The 17,757-nt window shown below is 52.7% G+C and carries 19 protein-coding genes; 12 read left to right on the top strand and 7 right to left on the bottom strand.

What is annotated here, in order from left to right; translation table 11 throughout:
- Positions 1-65 precede the first annotated feature (65 nt).
- The 3 genes from KO497_RS04945 to KO497_RS04935 are packed head-to-tail and all read right to left on the bottom strand — an operon-like array spanning position 66 to position 2,793.
- On the bottom strand, positions 66-998 hold the full coding sequence (locus tag KO497_RS04945) for a site-specific tyrosine recombinase XerD (protein ID WP_215942862.1): 933 nt from the start codon (positions 996-998) through the stop codon (positions 66-68).
- Positions 995-2,647: a hypothetical protein gene (locus tag KO497_RS04940; RefSeq protein ID WP_215942861.1), complete on the bottom strand. Its 1,653-nt coding sequence runs from the start codon at positions 2,645-2,647 to the stop codon at positions 995-997. Before KO497_RS04940 ends, KO497_RS04945 begins: the two co-directional genes overlap by 4 nt.
- 8 nt (positions 2,648-2,655) lie before the next feature.
- Positions 2,656-2,793: a hypothetical protein gene (locus KO497_RS04935; protein ID WP_215942860.1), complete on the bottom strand. Its 138-nt coding sequence runs from the start codon at positions 2,791-2,793 to the stop codon at positions 2,656-2,658.
- A gap of 141 nt (positions 2,794-2,934) precedes the next feature.
- On the opposite strand from KO497_RS04935, the gene KO497_RS04930 reads away from it, so the two are divergent.
- Together KO497_RS04930 and aroB are read left to right on the top strand one after the other, a co-directional pair.
- Entirely contained in the window at positions 2,935-3,516 is a 582-nt protein-coding gene (locus KO497_RS04930) for a shikimate kinase (RefSeq protein ID WP_354668089.1), read from the top strand.
- Complete coding sequence (gene aroB, locus KO497_RS04925; protein ID WP_215942858.1) at positions 3,513-4,664, top strand: 3-dehydroquinate synthase; 1,152 nt, start codon at positions 3,513-3,515, stop codon at positions 4,662-4,664. Before KO497_RS04930 ends, aroB begins: the two co-directional genes overlap by 4 nt.
- Before the next feature lie 3 nt (positions 4,665-4,667).
- On the opposite strand, the gene KO497_RS04920 is transcribed toward aroB, so the two are convergent.
- Together KO497_RS04920 and ssb are read right to left on the bottom strand one after the other, a co-directional pair.
- On the bottom strand, positions 4,668-4,964 hold the full coding sequence (locus tag KO497_RS04920; protein ID WP_215942857.1) for a glutaredoxin family protein: 297 nt from the start codon (positions 4,962-4,964) through the stop codon (positions 4,668-4,670).
- Positions 4,965-5,150: 186 nt separating this feature from the next.
- Positions 5,151-5,654: a single-stranded DNA-binding protein gene (gene ssb / locus KO497_RS04915; protein ID WP_215942856.1), complete on the bottom strand. Its 504-nt coding sequence runs from the start codon at positions 5,652-5,654 to the stop codon at positions 5,151-5,153.
- Positions 5,655-5,815: 161 nt separating this feature from the next.
- Between ssb and KO497_RS04910 the strand changes: the two genes are divergently transcribed.
- Complete coding sequence (locus tag KO497_RS04910) at positions 5,816-6,415, top strand: lytic transglycosylase domain-containing protein (RefSeq protein ID WP_215942855.1); 600 nt, start codon at positions 5,816-5,818, stop codon at positions 6,413-6,415.
- 56 nt (positions 6,416-6,471) lie between these two features.
- On the opposite strand, the gene KO497_RS04905 is transcribed toward KO497_RS04910, so the two are convergent.
- Together KO497_RS04905 and miaA are read right to left on the bottom strand one after the other, a co-directional pair.
- Positions 6,472-7,365: a helix-turn-helix domain-containing protein gene (locus KO497_RS04905; protein WP_215942854.1), complete on the bottom strand. Its 894-nt coding sequence runs from the start codon at positions 7,363-7,365 to the stop codon at positions 6,472-6,474.
- Between the two features lie 126 nt (positions 7,366-7,491).
- Positions 7,492-8,400 (bottom strand): tRNA (adenosine(37)-N6)-dimethylallyltransferase MiaA, encoded by a 909-nt coding sequence (miaA, locus tag KO497_RS04900; protein ID WP_215942853.1) that lies wholly within the window; start codon positions 8,398-8,400, stop codon positions 7,492-7,494.
- Positions 8,401-8,554: 154 nt separating this feature from the next.
- Here miaA and pyrH point away from each other — a divergent pair, with 154 nt between their 5' ends.
- The 9 genes from pyrH (at position 8,555) to KO497_RS04860 (ending at position 17,589) form a co-directional block, all read left to right on the top strand.
- The gene (gene pyrH, locus KO497_RS04895; RefSeq protein WP_215942852.1) at positions 8,555-9,289 is read left to right on the top strand and encodes a UMP kinase; all 735 of its coding nucleotides are present in this window, start codon (positions 8,555-8,557) and stop codon (positions 9,287-9,289) included.
- A gap of 150 nt (positions 9,290-9,439) precedes the next feature.
- The gene (frr, locus tag KO497_RS04890) at positions 9,440-10,003 is read left to right on the top strand and encodes a ribosome recycling factor (RefSeq protein WP_215943025.1); all 564 of its coding nucleotides are present in this window, start codon (positions 9,440-9,442) and stop codon (positions 10,001-10,003) included.
- 120 nt (positions 10,004-10,123) lie between these two features.
- Positions 10,124-10,840: an isoprenyl transferase gene (locus KO497_RS04885; protein ID WP_215942851.1), complete on the top strand. Its 717-nt coding sequence runs from the start codon at positions 10,124-10,126 to the stop codon at positions 10,838-10,840.
- Complete coding sequence (locus tag KO497_RS04880) at positions 10,837-11,550, top strand: phosphatidate cytidylyltransferase (RefSeq protein ID WP_215942850.1); 714 nt, start codon at positions 10,837-10,839, stop codon at positions 11,548-11,550. Before KO497_RS04885 ends, KO497_RS04880 begins: the two co-directional genes overlap by 4 nt.
- Positions 11,547-12,713, top strand: coding sequence for a 1-deoxy-D-xylulose-5-phosphate reductoisomerase (gene dxr, locus KO497_RS04875; protein ID WP_215942849.1), 1,167 nt, complete (start codon positions 11,547-11,549; stop codon positions 12,711-12,713). Before KO497_RS04880 ends, dxr begins: the two co-directional genes overlap by 4 nt.
- 72 nt (positions 12,714-12,785) lie before the next feature.
- Positions 12,786-14,108 (top strand): RIP metalloprotease RseP, encoded by a 1,323-nt coding sequence (gene rseP / locus KO497_RS04870; protein ID WP_215942848.1) that lies wholly within the window; start codon positions 12,786-12,788, stop codon positions 14,106-14,108.
- 160 nt (positions 14,109-14,268) lie between these two features.
- The gene (locus KO497_RS19275) at positions 14,269-14,400 is read left to right on the top strand and encodes a hypothetical protein (protein ID WP_289846658.1); all 132 of its coding nucleotides are present in this window, start codon (positions 14,269-14,271) and stop codon (positions 14,398-14,400) included.
- A 202-nt stretch (positions 14,401-14,602) separates the two neighbouring features.
- Complete coding sequence (gene bamA / locus KO497_RS04865) at positions 14,603-16,942, top strand: outer membrane protein assembly factor BamA (RefSeq protein ID WP_215942847.1); 2,340 nt, start codon at positions 14,603-14,605, stop codon at positions 16,940-16,942.
- Positions 16,942-17,589 carry an OmpH family outer membrane protein gene (locus tag KO497_RS04860; RefSeq protein WP_215942846.1) on the top strand — a complete coding sequence of 216 codons (648 nt, stop codon included), beginning with the start codon at positions 16,942-16,944 and terminating at the stop codon, positions 17,587-17,589. Before bamA ends, KO497_RS04860 begins: the two co-directional genes overlap by 1 nt.
- Positions 17,590-17,757: the final 168 nt, after the last annotated feature.

Below are 17,757 nucleotides of genomic sequence, written 5' to 3'. Positions count from 1 at the left end.
ATGGGGCCGCGCTGCACGACGCGCAAGGGATGGCCCAGTCGCAGACGCAAATTCGATCAATATTTTTATGTGTCAGCGAGGGGATGATGGGTCAGCACCAATTCCTTGAGACGTTCATCCAACACATGGGTATAAATCTCAGTGGTCGACAGATCCGCATGACCCAAAAGTGTCTGGATCGCCCTTAAATCGGCCCCATGCGCCAACAAATGCGTGGCAAAAGCGTGACGCATCACATGCGGAGTGACTTTGTCAGGTGACAGGCCAGCCTGTACCGCGATCTCTTTGATCAGTTGATAAAAGCCCACGCGGGTTAAATGCCCTGATTTGGCGCGTGAAGGAAAGACAAATGGTGATGGCTTTTTTCCCTTTTCAATGCGCGCGATGTCTTCTGCCGCGTCGCGATGGACCAACCAATCCGACAGCGCGCTGCGTGCAGGCGGTGACAGGGGCACCATGCGTTCTTTATCGCCTTTGCCGCGCACCAAAATCATCCGTGGATCGCCGCGTACGGCCGATATCGGCAACTCGACCAATTCTGACGCCCGCAGGCCCGTGGCGTAAAGCACTTCGATTAAACAGGTGTTGCGCGCACGATCATAAGCGGTTTTTCCCATATTGCGCGCTGCCGTCAAAAGCGATGATACCTCATCCTCGGATAGGGTTTTAGGCAGACGCTTGCTGCGCCCCGGTCCGCGAATTTGTAAGGTGGGGTTGTCAGTACGCCAGCCTTCTTCAAAGGCAAAACGGTACAGTTGCTTGATCGATGACAACCGGCGCGCCCGTGTAGATTGCGCTAAACCTTCGGCCTCGCAAGCGATCAAATAGGATTCTATGTCGGCGCGTTCGGCGGTCTCAAATGAACGCCTCTGACGCCCAAGCCAGTCAGAAAACCCTAGCAAATCACGCCCGTAAGACAGTCGCGTATTCTCGGCGGCGCCAAGTTCAGCCGCTTGGGCTTCGGCGTAAAGCGAAATCCAATTGTGGTCTGCGCTCATCCGCGACGCTCCAACAATAATATCTCAAGCGCTGCGCGGCGTGCTGTGGCCTCTAACCCGACAGCCCTGAAAAACTGCAACGCATCCGTCAGCTCGTCCAAGTCGCCAGTGGCCCCCCCTTCAAGCAATTCGATGGCGCGCAAAATTGCCTCGCCCAGACGATTGCTTTGCACCAATCCGCTGAGGCGCACAGGGATGCCAGTGTTGCGAAACCCGTCAACGATAGCACGTTTGCGCGCCTCAAATATGCGTTCTGAAGGGGCTTCTCCCAAAGCAATGTCGCGCGCGAATGCGGCGTTTTTGGACAAAGGCTTGTCCCAGTTGGCGGCGATGATTTCGTAAGATGGCGAGAGCAGCGCGACTTCAAATGCAACGTCGGCCGCCTCTCCAGCAAGCGGTGCATCGCTGAGTTTTTGCGCGAAAAGATCAGCAAAGACGATTTGCAGCCCAGATTCGCCCATCTCGGTCCAGACCCGACCAAGGCTGTGCGAAACGCCGTTGGGATCACCGGTGTTCAGCGCGGTCTCAAACCGTTGCAATGCTTCAATTCTATCCCAAATCCCCCCCGAGGCAGCAGGCAAATGTTCTGACCAAATGCCAAGCCAACGATTGGGCGTCAGCGCGCCGACGCGGGCCAAACGTTCGGCAGCGGTTGCGCGCAATTTCCAGCCTGATGTTTGGCGCAAATCAGATTGCGCAAAGGCAAGCGGCAAGGATTGCGTGGGAATAGGTTCACCAATCGCGTCCATCATTGTAAACGTCAGCGGGGTCGGGGCGTCAGGAATCGGCAAGGCGGGCTCGCCTTCGAACAGTTCTGGGTCCAAGAACCGTGCCAATAAGTTGCCGTCGTCAATAGAAATCAACCCCAAGGCGGTGCTGGTTTCCAGTGTCAGCGCAGCGGCGCGCCAATCACCATCCCTTGCGAGGCAAAAAATCCGTGTGGGCAATGCAGGCGACAGCCCGCGTGTGGTCTTGAGTTGCGCGCAGGCCTCATTTTCGGTGCCCATCAACAGCTTGGCGTCAAACGAGCGGCGAAAGACCTCTGGCGCATCTGATCCCGCGCGCTGCATCAAAGCGTCGGCTTCCTCAATGAGACCTTGTGACAATAAGGCATCCACGCGCGCGAGAAACAATCGTCCATCATTTTGAATGCCCAATGGTGGGTCGAGTTCAGCCAAAATAAGCGTGTTTAGCAACCGCCTTGAGGCTGGCAACAGATCGGTATTTTGGGAAATGGACGTCAATCTGCGGCTGAGGTCCAAAGCTTTGGACGCCCCCCAAAGATCGCGAGGCAATCCGGTTTGGGCTGTACTGAGCAAGCCGACAGCGTCGATACGCGGCGCATCTATCGGGCCTGATGTGACGTCCTCTGGCAGTGCGTTCTCAGAAATATCGTCGCGCGACGATGGGGATGGCACAAGAGCGGTTGGTGTGGAGCGGGGCGCATCAAGCGATTGTGTCAGCCAGTTGATGGCCGACAGAGGCCTCTCCGCAACAGCGTCTTGCGCAACCCCCTTTGTGGGGCCGCCAAGGTTCAGCAACAAAGCCAAAGCCGTGCCGGTTAACAATGTCCAACGTGACAGGGGCCAATGTGATGGTGTTACAGCCCGTGCGCGAACTGCGGCCGTTTGGCCCCCAAAGACGGTCATGGACATGCCTATTGCAACGTGAGCGTCACGGGCAGGCTGACGTCTGCGCGGGTCGGTGACAAATCCCCGACATAGGCAAAGGCCACAAAACCGATTGTGCACAACGCCAGCGTCATGATCAAAAGTCGCCCTAAAAATTTTCGCATCGATTGCCTCCTTTTGCCCAGTCTTTTGTTTAGTATGACTGGTTTTTTGTCGCTATGACATGTTTTCCTATATTTATATATGGAATTTCCGACAATATCACGTCATTGAGGCATACAAATGAATGTGAGCAAGAATTTGCCGTGCGGCGCACCCGCAAAGACACTGGGGAAAACATGTACAAAGGGTTGGACAAAACAGTTGCACTCGTGGGGATGATGGGCGCAGGAAAAACGGCTGTTGGCAAGGCGATTGCACAGATCCTTGAGGTTCCTTTTTTGGATTCGGATACTGAAATTGAACGTGCAGCAGACCGAACCATTGCTGAAATTTTTGAACGCGATGGCGAGGCGTTTTTTCGCAGCAAAGAAACCCAAGTGATCACGCGTTTGCTGGAAGACGAGCGCTGCATTCTGTCCACTGGTGGCGGTGCTTTTATGAGTGCTGAAAACCGTGAAACCATAGCGGCCCAAGGAGTTGCTGTTTGGCTTAAGGCGGATTTGGATATTCTTTGGCAACGCGTGCGCCATAAAAACACGCGGCCTTTGCTGCAAACAGATAACCCATTCGAAACGCTGAAATCATTGGCCGAATTGCGCGACCCTATTTATGCAATGGCCGGTATCGTTGTGGATGCAGAACCCAGTTTGAGCATTGAGCAAATGGCCCAAAAAGTCGTGGATGCGCTGGTGGCGCATGGCGGGATAGTAAAGGACAGCAAATGAACGATATCGGATCTTTAGGCGCTTTGGGAACCTTTCAAACCGTGCATGTGCCACTTGGGGATCGCGCCTATGATGTGCGCATTGGCGAGGGCTTGGTGGCCTTGGCGGGCGCACATATTGCACCGTTTTTGGGTAAGAAAAAACGCGTCTGTGTGATCACCGAAGACAACGTCGCGGCTTTGCATTTAGAAACATTGCGAGGCGGTTTGGCCGCGGCCGGTATCGAGATGGAAGCGCTTGTTTTACCAGCGGGTGAAAGCACGAAATGCTGGGCTGAGCTGACCAAATCCGTCGAATGGCTCCTGGCGCAAAAGGTTGAGCGCAACGATGTAGTGGTGGCCTTTGGCGGTGGTGTGATTGGCGATCTGGCGGGCTTTGCCGCGTCTATTTTGCGGCGCGGCGTGCGCTTTGTGCAAATACCGACCTCGCTTTTGGCACAGGTTGACAGCTCTGTCGGCGGCAAGACCGGTATCAATTCGCGCGATGCGGGCAAAAACCTGATCGGTGCCTTTCACCAGCCGTCTTTGGTCTTGGCCGATGTGTCTGTGCTTGGGACTTTGACTGCCCGCGATTTTTTGTCGGGCTGCGGAGAGGTCGTGAAATACGGCATGTTGGGCGACGAGGCGTTTTTTGAGTGGCTTGAGGCAAATGGGCCTCTGATGGCTTCTGGTGATGTCGCTGCGCGCACTTATGCGGTGAAACGATCCGTTGAAATGAAGGCTGAAATCGTTGTGCGCGACGAGACAGAGCAGGGTGATCGGGCACTGTTGAACTTGGGGCATACCTTTTGCCACGCTCTTGAGGCCGCCACTGGATATTCTGATCGATTGCTGCACGGCGAAGGCGTGGCGATTGGCTGCGCTTTGGCTTACGAGCTGTCCGCGCGTTTGGGTCTCTGTTCGCAGGAAGCCCCAAGCCGGGTGCGCGCACAGATCAAAGCCATGGGCATGAAATGCGACCTGAAAGACATCGAGGGCGATTTGCCTTCAGCCGAGGCGCTGGTCGATCTGATGGCGCAAGACAAAAAAGTTCTGGATGGTCAGTTGCGCTTTATTTTGGCGCGTTCCATCGGCGAAACTTTTGTCACATCAGATGTGCCACGCGAGGCCGTGCTAAAAGTGATAAAGGACGCCCTGCGCGAGTGCTAAGACTTAACGCGAGAAAAGCCCTTTTCGTTTGGGCTTTTGCGCTTTGAGATGTTTTTGCAAATCGGTGAAACCGCCGATTTTCACGCCGTCGATAAAGATCAACGGAGTTGTCGTGATGTGATGTTTGTCTTTGAAAGCGTCTGTCTCATGACGCGTGCGTAAGACATGATCTTCGACATCAAAACCGTTGCTTTGAAGCAGCTTTAAAGCCGCAGTGCCATAGCCACAGGTGTAATTCGGCAAATCCATACGGTGAAGAACGGCTTTGGGCAGTTGGGAGGACTGGCTTGGTGCGGTCATATGCGTGTTCCTTTTGTTGCCTTAGATAAAGGGCGCATCAAAGTCCGTCACAACCCCTATGGCGTTCACATATCTGTGCGTGCTGCCTGTGCCTTACACAATAATACCCTTGCACACTAAAAAAGGGCCAGCGAATGCCGGCCCTATTTTCAAGATATCGATTTGAGTTGATCAAACGCGTTGGATTTAGAACGGGATTTCGTCGTCATCCATGCTGGAGCGACCGCCACCGGCTGGCGCAGAAGACCCACCATCACCATAACCGCCTGATGACGCGCCTTGATCGTAACCGCCAGAGCCGCCACCATAATTGCCGCCGCCACCTTGGCCACCTTCATTGCGTCCATCAAGCATGGTCAAAACGCCGTCAAACCCCTGCAAAACCACTTCTGTGGAATAGCGGTCAGCGCCAGATTGGTCTTGCCATTTACGGGTTTGCAATTTGCCTTCGATGTAAACTTTCGAGCCTTTGCGCAGGTATTGTTCAGCGATGCGGACAAGACCTTCTTGGAAAATCGCGACGGAGTGCCATTCTGTGCGCTCTTTGCGCTCACCTGTGGTTTTGTCTTTCCAGGTGTCGGATGTCGCGATGCGCAGGTTGCACACTTTGCCGCCATTTTGGAAATTACGCACTTCGGGATCGCGTCCCAAATTGCCAATGATGATCACTTTGTTGACCGAACCCGCCATATCGCGTCTCCCGTTAGATTCTCGTTTGGTCTGTTACACCATCCCACGCGGCAGTTTGAAAGGGCAAAAGCGGCGGATCGGCGCTCTTTGCCGATGTCTGGGCTTGGAATGTGACGTGCTGCGCCCTATATTGCGCCGGTACTTAAGGCGGACGATTTTATATGACCCTTGCGACCAAGTTATGCGCCACCTCAATCGGTTTGACCTGTCTTTTGGCAGGTCCCACTGCGCAGGCCGAAGATTTGATCTTTGGCACTAAATCGCGCGGATCAATTTATGCGTCGCAATTGAGTGTTCTTGATGGGCGCGCAAGTGAACAATATTCTGGGTCTGTGTCGTTGAAGCCTGTGACGACAATGATCCCCGGCGCATCGGGCTTGCCCTATACTGGATCATACAAAGGTGAATATTTGGCTGTGGCGCGCAGCATCGCGCAACGCCACAATGTTCCGCCTGATCTGTTTTTGCGCCTCATTCAGCAAGAAAGCGGTTGGAACCCAAGTGCAAAGTCGCATAAGGGCGCACTTGGCTTGGCGCAGCTTATGCCGCAAACCGCGCGCGTTTTGGGTGTGAACCCCAATGATCCGCATCAAAACCTAGAAGGCGGTGCGCGGTATTTGCGTCAGATGTACAATAAGTTTGGCACATGGCGTTTGGCCTTGGCGGCTTACAATGCGGGGCCAGGGGCTGTTGAAAAATACGGCGGCGTGCCACCTTATAAAGAGACGAAAAACTACGTGCGTGTGATCTGGGGCAGTTAAGCCTTTTACGGCTCATGCCTCAGCTTTGGACGCCCTCTTTAGACTGCCCTGTTGGTCTAGCCTGCTTTGCGAAAAGCACTTGGCGTGAGGCCCGTCTGCTTTTGAAACGCCCGCGTGAAATAGGCAGGCGAGTGAAACCCAAGGCTTTCACTGATGGCTTTCACAGGATATTTGGTTTCCTTAAGCATGCGACGCGCTTCAAAATACACCCGATCCGCAACAATGGCAGACGCGGGACGTCCAGAGGCAATGTTGCAGGCCCGCGATAAATGCGTGGCCGTGACGCCCAAGGCGGCTGCGTAATCGTTCACACTGTGCGTTTGTTTGAAATCTTGCTCTACCAAAGCCGTGAAGGCCGCAGCCAAACGGCGCGATGCGTCTGGTGTCATATCGTAGTCAGGCATGTTTTCGATCTGGCGCTCAAGCCAAACAGAAATCAAGCCCGCTTGTAAAAATAGGGCGCGATCTTTGTTGGACCCATCATGATCAATCTCGCGGGCGAGATTTTCAATCATATGAGTGACTTCGTTTTGTTGTGCCAAGTCCGAAAACCGCATGTGAAGCGGCTCGTCGGGCAGATTGAGCGCGGGATCATCTGCCAAATGCACGATGGACCCATAGGCTTGGCCGATAATTTCAAAGCCATACATTGTATGTTTGGGCAAGAATATCAAATTGTGACCGCCAAAGCCGCGGGCGACGCCTGAAATGGTGATCCGACCTTGACCGCGTGTGAACCATAGCAATGTTGGCGAACGATGGCTGCGCATCGCTTCTGTGCGCCATTTTGAATTTTGCGATGACATGCGCGCCAAAGCGGTAACGCGATATGCTGCAGGCATCGGAATGTCCGGCGCATCGTCAGACAGATTGCGCGCGCTTACAGTCTGAGGACCCGATTGCGCCGCAAGGGTGCCAATAGGGGGCGTTTGGAAAATTTTTATCGACATAAGGACGCTGAAAGCCTGTTTATTTTTATATGATTTCAGTTTAATCGGTGCATACCAGAGGTCAATGAGATTTTTTGTTTAAAAACAATGGTGTATGTCGGCATTTACTCATGCCACAACCAATAGTTAGGGCAGCGATATCTTGTGGTATTGCTTCATGCGCGCCCTAAACCAAGTGCGCTGACGTTTGGCAAATTGACGCGTTGCGATGGTTGCGGCCTCTTGTGCGGCTTGCAATGTCATCTCACCTTGTAGATGCGCGATCAATTCAGGCGCGCCGATGGCCTTTGAGGACGGCAGTTTTGGATCCCAAGTTGCCAAATTGACCTCAGCTTCCTCTAGAGCGCCTTCATCAAGCATCATTTGAAACCGCCGCGCGATTCGCGCGTTCAGCCAATCTTTATCTGCATCCATAACGATGGGGTAGGCGCGGTTCAAAGCCAATGCTGGGGGCGGGGTCATGGCCTGCCATGCGGCCAAACCACGGCCCGTGGCGCGCAAAACTTCCCACGCGCGCTGCACACGCATGGGGTTCAAGCGATCGACCCTTTGCGCTGTTTTAGGGTCTTCGGCGTCTAATTCTGCCAAAAGCCCCAAATGATTGCCTTCATCTGCGCGCCGCGCATTGCCTGTGGCGCGAATGTCGTCCGGCGTGGGGGGAATTTCGACCAAGCCTTCTGTCAGCGCCGAAAAATAAAGCCCTGTACCACCGACAAAAATAGGGCGTCGAGGGCCAGAAAGATAGGGTACAGCGTCACGCAACCAATGACCGACAGAATATCCAAAGTTGTGGCTCACGTGACCGTAAAGCGCGTGGGGGGCGCGGGCCTCGTCATCTGTGCTTGGGCGTGCGGATAAAACGCGCCAGTTGTCAAAGACTTGCAGCGCATCGGCGTTGATAATTACACCACCTTGAGCCTCGGCAATCTCAAGCGCCAAAGCAGATTTTCCAGAGGCCGTTGGCCCTGCGATCAAAACCGGTTGATCAGGGGACAGTGCATCCAAGTGCCTTGATATTTGCGCGGACAAAGACATGAAAAGCCCTTAAATTTATGACTAAGGCGGCCTCGAAATGGCCGCCAAAGATTTTTATCTGCAAGGCCATCAACTTTTTGGCACTGGCTCATTGAATATTGCTGAGAATTGGCGCATTTTGCGAAAAATCAGCGGACATATTAGGGGATACCTCATGAGCGATCAGGATCAAGGCCAAACCAGCAAGAAATATAAGCGGGTGATGCTTAAAATCTCTGGAGAGGCGCTGATGGGAGACCAAGGGTTTGGTTTGCATCCTCCAACCGTTGAACGCATCGCACGCGAAGTCAAAACGGTGCACGACATGGGCGTCGAGATTTGTATGGTCATTGGCGGGGGCAATATTTTCCGCGGGCTGCAAGGCTCAGCGCAAGGCATGGAACGCACCACAGCAGATTATATGGGGATGTTGGCCACCGTGATGAACGCCTTGGGGGTTCAGGCTGCGATGGAAGATTTGGGTATCCACACGCGGGTGATTTCCGCGATCACCATGAATGAAGTGGCCGAACCCTACATTCGTCGTCGCGCCGTGCGCCACTTGGAAAAAGGCCGCGTGTGTATTTTTGCAGCGGGCACAGGTAACCCATATTTCACCACCGACACAGCCGCAACGCTTCGGGCCAATGAAATGGCCTGTGAAGCGATTTTGAAAGGCACCAAAGTTGATGGCGTTTACGACAAAGACCCAGCCAAACACGCCGATGCCGTGCGCTATGATAACGTCACTTACGACGAAGTTTTGGCCAAGCATTTGAATGTTATGGATGCTTCTGCCATCGCGCTGGCCCGTGACAATGATTTGCCAATCATCGTATTCTCATTGGATGAACCCGGTGGTTTCAAAGGTATCTTGGCGGGCGAAGGCACGTATACACTCGTTAATTGATTGATCTGACAGAAGTGAGAGGCGGCGATGCTTTGGGGCGATGTTGTGCGATATGCGCAGCTTGCCCTGAACGCGCTGCCTCTATACAACGTCACTCAGACCGCTGAACCACACGAAACATATACCATTACAACCGAGGCCACGAACACTATGTCCGAAGATTTCATGCTTGATACCGATGATCTGTCCAAACGTATGGATGGCGCGATTGCCAACTTGCGTGTCGAACTGGCGTCTTTGCGCACCGGACGCGGGTCTGGATCTATGCTCGAGCCAATTATGGTCGACGCCTACGGATCTATGACGCCGATCAACCAAGTGGGCACCGTCAATGTGCCTGAACCTCGTTTGGTCACGATCAACGTTTGGGATAAGGGTCTTGTGGGCAAAGTGGAAAAAGCCATCCGCGAAAGTGGTTTGGGCATCAATCCACAGCTTAACGGCACAATCATTATGTTACCAATCCCTGAATTGAACGAAGAACGCCGCCGCGAATTGACCAAAGTGGCAGCTGGCTACGCTGAAAGCGCCCGTGTGTCTGTGCGCAACATTCGTCGTGATGGCATGGATCAGATCAAGAAAGCCAAAAACGATGGCATGTCTGAGGATGATCAAAAGATCTGGGAAGACGAAGTCCAAGAGATGACCGATCTCCACATCAAAAAAGTGGACGAAACCCTCGAAAGCAAACAAGCCGAGATCATGCAGGTTTAACACGTTTCAGTGTAGTTTCTTGGATCCGCGCAGGGGCTGGCTATCCGTGCAGGTCTTTGATTTTTTGTCCATATGGTGTCTTATAGGGCGTCACTGGACGCTTTAGGAGACCTTAGGTTGATGTCCGACAGTCAAACTGGCCCAAAACATGTCGCCATTATCATGGACGGCAATGGTCGCTGGGCCCAGATGAAGGGGAAACCCCGACTGTTTGGGCATCACGCGGGCGCCAAACGCGTGAAAGAAATCGTAAGGGCCTGTCCTGATGTGGGCGTGAAATACCTGACGATATTTGCCTTTTCTACGGAAAATTGGAAACGGACCCAAACCGAAGTTTCTGGTCTTATGTCCTTGTTTCGCCGCTATATCACTGGCGAAATGAAAGACCTTGTCGCTGAAGGCGTGCGAGTACGGTTTATCGGGGATCGCCCGCGTTTGGATGCGAAACTGATCAAACTGATGGACGGTTTGGAAGAGGCCACATCAAAAAATGATAAAGTGCATTTGACCATTGCCTTGAACTATGGCGGTCGTGACGAGGTGGCCCGTGCCGTCAAAGAAATGGCGCGCGATGCAGCTGCAGGCAAGCTTGACGCGGAAACTGTCGATGAAACCACTTTGGCGGGGTATCTCGACACCCGCGTTTTGCCCGATCCTGATCTGGTGATCCGCACTTCCGGCGAGGCACGCATTTCCAACTTTTTGCTCTGGCAATCGGCTTATTCTGAATATGAATTTATCGACACGCTCTGGCCTGATTTTACCAAAGACGTGTTCGCTGACTGTATCGCGCGTTACGGTGTGCGGGACCGCCGTTTTGGTGGCGTGAAAATATGAGCGCGCAAAGTCCTAAACCCGCACGTAATTGGCGTGACCTTGGACCGCGTGTGGCCTCTGCCGCCGTGATGATTGGCATAGGTATTCTTGTGATCATTTCGGGCCATATCGCTTTTGAAGTGCTTTTGGCAGGGCTCGCGCTTATCGGCGTATGGGAATTTTACAAGATGGCGCGGTTTAAGGCCGATGTGACGGGCTTGATTGCAGAGGATTTCTATGCCCTCGGAGCTTATTTTATTCTTTTTGTGCTTGGACTTGCTGGTCTTTGGGCTGTGTCATTTCTCACCGGACCTGCGGGGCTTATATTCGTGGTGTCCTTGGTCGTGGCCACAGATTCTATGGGCTATTTTGTCGGTCGCGCCATTGGTGGCAAAAAATTCTGGCCAAGTGTCAGTCCCAAAAAAACATGGTCTGGCGTGCTTGGCGGTTGGGTTGGCGCGGCCTTGATCGCCTTGATCGCCGTTCTCTTTTTGCGCTTGGAACTGCGTGAAAGCCTGATGATCGTCGGTTTTGCGATTGTCTTGTCCTTCGCATCTCAATTGGGCGACATCGCGCAAAGTGCGATCAAACGTCGGATGGGAGTCAAGGACAGCTCAAACATCATTCCCGGTCATGGCGGTGTTCTGGACCGCTTTGATGCGCTTTTGGCCGTCGGGGCCGTGTTGTTTTTCTTACGCCTTGTGACATGGACAATGTGGGGCGCGTCTTGAAACGGATTTCTATTTTCGGTGCGACGGGCTCAATCGGTCAATCCACCATCGACCTGATCAAACGCGATAAAGCCTCATATGATGTAATTGCGCTTACAGGGGGCGCAAATATCGCGCAATTGGCCCAAGATTCCCGCGATCTATCCGCCGATATTGCCATCACTGCCTATGAAGAACAGTTGCCCGCATTGCGCGATGCGCTCTCTGGCACTGGTATCGAAGTGGCCGCGGGGCAGGCGGCGCTGGTAGAGGCCGCGGCACGCCCTGCAGATTGGATCATGTCAGCGATTGTTGGTGCAGCGGGTCTTGCGCCGGGGTTTGAAGCCCTCAAACATGGCACCAGTTTGGCCTTGGCCAATAAGGAAAGCCTTGTCACCGCTGGACCGCTGTTGCTGGCTGAGGCCGCAAAACATAAAGCCCGCATTCTGCCAGTTGATTCCGAACATTCCGCCGTCTTCCAAGCTCTTGTCGGCGAACAGATTTCCGAGGTCGAGCGGGTGATTATCACCGCCTCAGGCGGTCCGTTTCGCACATGGTCTGCCGAGCAGCTCAAGGGCGCGACATTGGCGCAGGCCTGCAAACATCCGTCATGGGATATGGGCCAAAGGATCACGATTGACAGCGCTTCCATGTTTAATAAAGCATTGGAAATCATTGAAACCAAAGAATACTTTGGCCTAGAGCCTGAGGAAATCGAAGTCATCGTTCATCCAGGTTCTTACATTCACGCATTGGTCGGGTTTAAAGATGGCGCGCTGATGGCGCATATGGGCGTGCCTGATATGCGTCACGCCATCGGATACGCGCTGCACTGGCCTGAACGCCGCGCATTGCCTGTGGAACGCCTTGATCTGGCCAAGCTTGGATCATTGCAGTTCGAAGCCCCGGACGAGGTCCGCTTTCCCGCACTGCGGCTTGCGCGCGAGGTGATGCAAACGGGTGGATTGGCTGGAGCCGTGTTTAACGCCGCCAAAGAAACCGCACTTGATCTGTTCATTGCAGGGCAGGTCGGGTTCACTGATATGGCGGTAATGGTCGAACGCGTCCTCGCGCAAATGTCACCTGATTTGGGTCATCAAGATGTCCAAATCACCCTTGATATGGTGTATCAAGCCGATGCAGAGGCGCGCGCGCGAGTGCTGTCCTTGCAGGCAGGGGCCTAAGCGCATAGCGTGCAGCGCAAGATAACGGGCCAAAAGAGCCCAAAATACAGTAATACAGGACGTTTTTAGACAATGAGCAGTCTCTTATCTCTCTTCGGTGGCGGTCTTTTTACGGTGGTGGTGTTCATCATCGCGCTGTCGATCATCGTCGCGATCCATGAATATGGTCACTATATTGTCGGCCGATGGAGTGGCATCAAAGCAGATGTGTTTTCAATCGGCTTTGGCAAACCGCTGTACCAGCGCACTGACAAACGCGGCACAGTATGGCAACTCGCGGCTATTCCTTTGGGTGGCTATGTGAAATTTGCGGGCGATGCCAATGCGGCCTCGGCTCCAGATAGTGCTTCCACGGAAGGTCTGACTGACGAAGAGCGCCGCCATACGATGCACGGCGCGCCGTTGTGGGCGCGCACATTGACTGTGCTTGCAGGTCCGATGTTCAACTTCATCTCTGCTGCGATTATTTTCGTGTTTTTGATGATGTTTTACGGTCAAGTGCAAGATCGTTTGATCGTTGACAATATTACAGATTTGCCAAGCGAAATCGGTTTAGTTGCTGGCGATGAATTGCTGACCATTGAGGGGCTTGATGTGCCCGATGTCTCTGGCGTTGGAAGCTTTTTCCAAGACTTGCCTCGCAAGGATACGCTTGAATATACGGTGCTGCGTGATGGCGTTGAGCAGACTGTGACGGCGCCACACCCATTCCCTGTGCTGGTCAATACCGTTCAGATTAAATCCGCAGCCAAGCGCGCAGGTATTGAAGCGGGCGATGTGATTATGACCGCGGATGGCGTGTCCTTGCCAACGTTTTACGACCTACAAGACGTAGTGAAAGCCAAAGAGGGCGCGGATATCGCGCTGGAAGTTTGGCGCGATGGCGAAGTGTTACAGATGACGCTCGCAGCCTTGTCACGCGATATTCCCTTACCCGAAGGCGGGTTTGAAAAACGCTGGTTGATCGGGATTGAAGGCACGTACTTTTTCTCACCCGCCACAGAAACCATGCCCCTTGGCAAAGCGATTGTGTCCTCTATTGAGCAGGTTTGGACCATTATCGTGATGTCCCTGTCTGGGATCGTCCATATGATTACCGGCGCGATTTCGACCTGTAATATGTCGGGTGCTATCGGTATGGCGCAATTCGTGGGCAGTGCGCCGACGATCGCAGACTATGTTGGTAAGATTGCCTTTATTTCAGTCGCCATTGGGTTGCTGAACCTATTGCCAATTCCCGTTTTGGACGGGGGCCATTTGGTGTTCTACGCCTACGAAGCCGTGCGCGGTAAACCGCTGCCTGACAAAGCCGTCAACGTGATGATGATGGTGGGTATGGCATTGATTTTGTCGATGATGGTGCTGGGTCTTGGCAGTGATTTATTCTGCAAATAGGCACAGGCCAAGACTGCAATAGATGAATAAAACTTTAAGGGCCGCCAAGTGCGGCCCTAATCTTGCCATATTCAGCCATTATTCCTTTTGATCAGGGTGCAAACCCAATGGTTTTTCTCGGCATGCCCAAGGGCATCGACATAACGACAAGAGGTCAGTCATGACATCGATCATCACAAGCTATAGGGGGCTGTCTCTGTTGGCGCGTTTGAATTGGGACCGTCTGATGTATGGTATCACAATTGCTGTGGCATTGGTGGCTGGGTCCGTTTTCGCAAATATGTTTTTGTAACAGGATGCGACCGATCTTTGACCCGCGTCGCTCTAGGTCAGAACATCAAAGTCAACGCGTATTTCAAGGGCAGCCGGTTGGCCGCCCTTTTTCGTTTGATGGCGAGGGTTTGCCCGCGTATTGGATTCTGCGGCACATGCTTTTGACAAGGGCAAGTATTCCCGTTACTCAAGCTATAACTTGGGTAAATGGATGAGCTGTCATGCGGTTTCAAAAACGTGGAATTCACACTGTACTAAGCGGAGACTTGCCACGCGCTTTTGCGCTGTCGTTTTCAGTTTTGGCATTGGGGTCAACGGCTTATATAGCGACGCCGGGTGCCGCATACGCACAAGAATTCCGGTTTTCTACCGTTGCTATTGAAGGCAATGGACGTGTTTCAGCTGAAACCATTCTATCCTATGCGGGAATCGCGCGCGGACAAGGTGTCTCAGCGGGCGAATTGAATGACGCTTACCAGCGTGTTTTGGGGTCAGGATTGTTTGAAACTGTTGAGTTTACCCCTCAGGGATCGCGTTTGGTGATCAAAGTTGCCGAATATCCAACGGTGTCGCGGATCAATATCGAGGGCAATTCAAAGATCAAAGACGAACAGCTTTTGGCGTCGCTGCAAACCCAAGTGCGCCGCGTTTATTCGCCCACTACTGTTGAATTTGATGCCGCAGCGATCACAGAAATTTATGAAACCAAAGGCCAATTGGCTGCGACGGTGACCCCGCGTATCATCCGCCGGTCTGACAACCGCGTTGATGTTGTGTTTGAAGTGACCGAGGGCAAAGGTGTTGAAGTCGAACGCCTGACCTTTGTTGGCAACCGCGCGTTTCCTGATTCCCGCCTGCGTCGCGTTTTGGAAACCAAACAAGCGGGGCTTTTGCGCTTTATTGTGGGCCGCGATACCTTTGCAGAAGATCGTGTCGAGTTCGACAAGCGGGTCTTGGCTGATTTCTACACATCACGTGGCTATATCGATTTCGAAGTTCTAAACGTTGCTGCCGAATTTTCGCGCGAGCGAAACGCTTACTTTTTGACGTTTAATGTCCGCGAAGGCCAAAGTTTTGATTTTGGCACCATGACCACCGTGTCCAATTTTGACGGCGCAGACGCCGCAGATTTTCAAAAAGTTCTGAATATCCGGTCTGGCCAAACATATTCACCGGTTGCCGTTGAAAACGTCGTAGAACGGATGGAAATTCTCGCGACCAAAAAAGGTCTCGACTTTTTGCGTGTGGAGCCGCGTGTCACCCGCAATGATCGTGACCAAACTTTGGACATCGAATTCGTTTTGGTGCGTGGGCCACGTGTGTTTGTGGAACGCATTGATATCGAAGGCAACGCCACCACACTTGATCGCGTTGTCCGCCAAAAATTCCGTGTCGTTGAAGGTGATCCCTTTAACCCACGCGAAATTCGCGAGGCGGCCAGCCGCATTCGCGCCCTTGGGTTTTTCTCTGACGTTCGTGTCAACGCGCGCGAAGGCACAAGCAGCCAGCAAGTTGTTGTGGATGTCGATGTGGATGAAACACCCACAGGCAGTTTCTCATTCGGTGCGAACTATTCTGTGTCCTCAGGGATGAACCTTGTCGCGTCGTTTTCTGAACGTAACTTTTTGGGGCGGGGGCAATCCTTGTCCTTCAGTCTGACCACAGCCTTAGAGGATGGCAGTCTGAGCTTTAACTTCACAGAACCTGCATTTTTAGGACGTGATGTGGCCTTTGGCTTGTCAGCGGGTTACGGATTTTCAGAGCCAACTTATACAGATCACACTGAAAAAAATCTATACGTATCCCCAAGCTTGACCTTTCCGGTGTCTGACCTCGGACGGTTGTCATTACGGTATCGTGCGGGCCTGAACGAGCTCACAAATCCCGATGACAACGATTTGCCAGACATCATTGAAGATGACATCGCCGCAGGCGAGGTGTTCCAACAATCTGTCGGATACACCTATAGCTTTGATACAAGCCGCAGTGGCGTGGAAACGGAAACGGGTTTTGCGTTCAAGTTTAGCCAAGACTACGCAGGACTTGGTAGCGACGCTGAATACTTGCGCAATTCTGCAGAAATAGTCGCTAAGTCCTCTTTGTTCAACGAAACGATCAATGTGAGCGCCTCTATTGAAGGCGGTATGATCGACGGTCTCGGGGCGAACACACGGGTTTCAGATCGTTATTTTTCTGGCACCTCGATTATTCGCGGGTTCGAACCCGGTGGTATTGGTCCACGCGATGAAGACACGGATCTCGCTTTAGGTGGTAATTTCTATGCTGTGGCCCGCTTGGAAACCGATTTTCCATTGGGGTTGCCTGAAGAATACGGCATCAAGGGTGGGTTGTTTTTGGATCACGGTGCCATTTGGGGCTTGGATGACGCCACTGGCGCAATAGATGGCAGTGAAGATTTGAGCTGGCGTACTGTTATTGGTGCTTCTGTGTTCTTGAGAACGCCTATTGGTCCGTTGCGGTTCAATTTCACCCATGCGTTGCAAAAAGAAGATTATGACATCGAACAAAACTTTGATTTGACGATCGCGACTGAATTCTAATGCGGGTTTGGGGCTGGATAATTTGCGCGGTTCTTTCCGTCAATGTGTCCGGCCCTTTGTCGGCTCAAGACGCTGAAAACGACGCCGCAGAACAATCTGTTGCCTCAGAGCCTGAAATGGAATCTCAACCTCAAAACACAATCGCTCATGTCCCTGTGATCGCGTTTGATCGCGAACGCATTTTTGAGAACACCGACATTGGGCGCGCACTTGAAGCCAAAATTGAAACATTGCTCAACGACCTCGTGGTCGAAAATGATACGATCTTCGCGGCCCTTGAGGCGGAAGAACAAGAGCTAACAGAGCTAAAAAGCACACTGTCGAAAGAAGACTTTGCCAAAAAAGCTGACGCATTCGACGAAAAGGTCATTGCCATCCGTGCAGAGCAAAAAGCCAAGTCAGAGGCCATTGAGCAAACGAAAGATCAAGGTTTGCGCGCGTTTGAGGACATGCTGAACGTGGTTTTAAAAGATATCGCTCAAGAAGTCCGTGCTGTGGCTGTTTTCGAGAGAGCGCAGATTTATCTCATGTCTGGGTCAATCGATATTTCGCTTGAGGTCATCAAGCGGCTCAATGCCAGCAGTCAACAAACAGCGGAGGCCGAGGCTTTGGCGCAAGACCCGCAACCCGATATTGAAGATCAGTAACCACACACCTAACGCCTGTGCTGCCTTGTCATAGGGGCAAGCCATTGATACAGACACCACCTGATGTATTGGATATAAAGACTTAAGGGCTCGTGATAGAGCAGCATGACAGGTTGCAACCTTGGTCATATATATGGCGCCTAAGCATGATCTTCATGCAACACAATA

It is taken from the genome of Pacificibacter marinus (assembly GCF_018860665.1).
Lineage (GTDB): Bacteria > Pseudomonadota > Alphaproteobacteria > Rhodobacterales > Rhodobacteraceae > Celeribacter > Celeribacter marinus_A.
The sequence above is the reverse complement of the archived record's forward strand: the minus strand, read 5'-3'. Positions and strand labels throughout refer to the sequence as shown.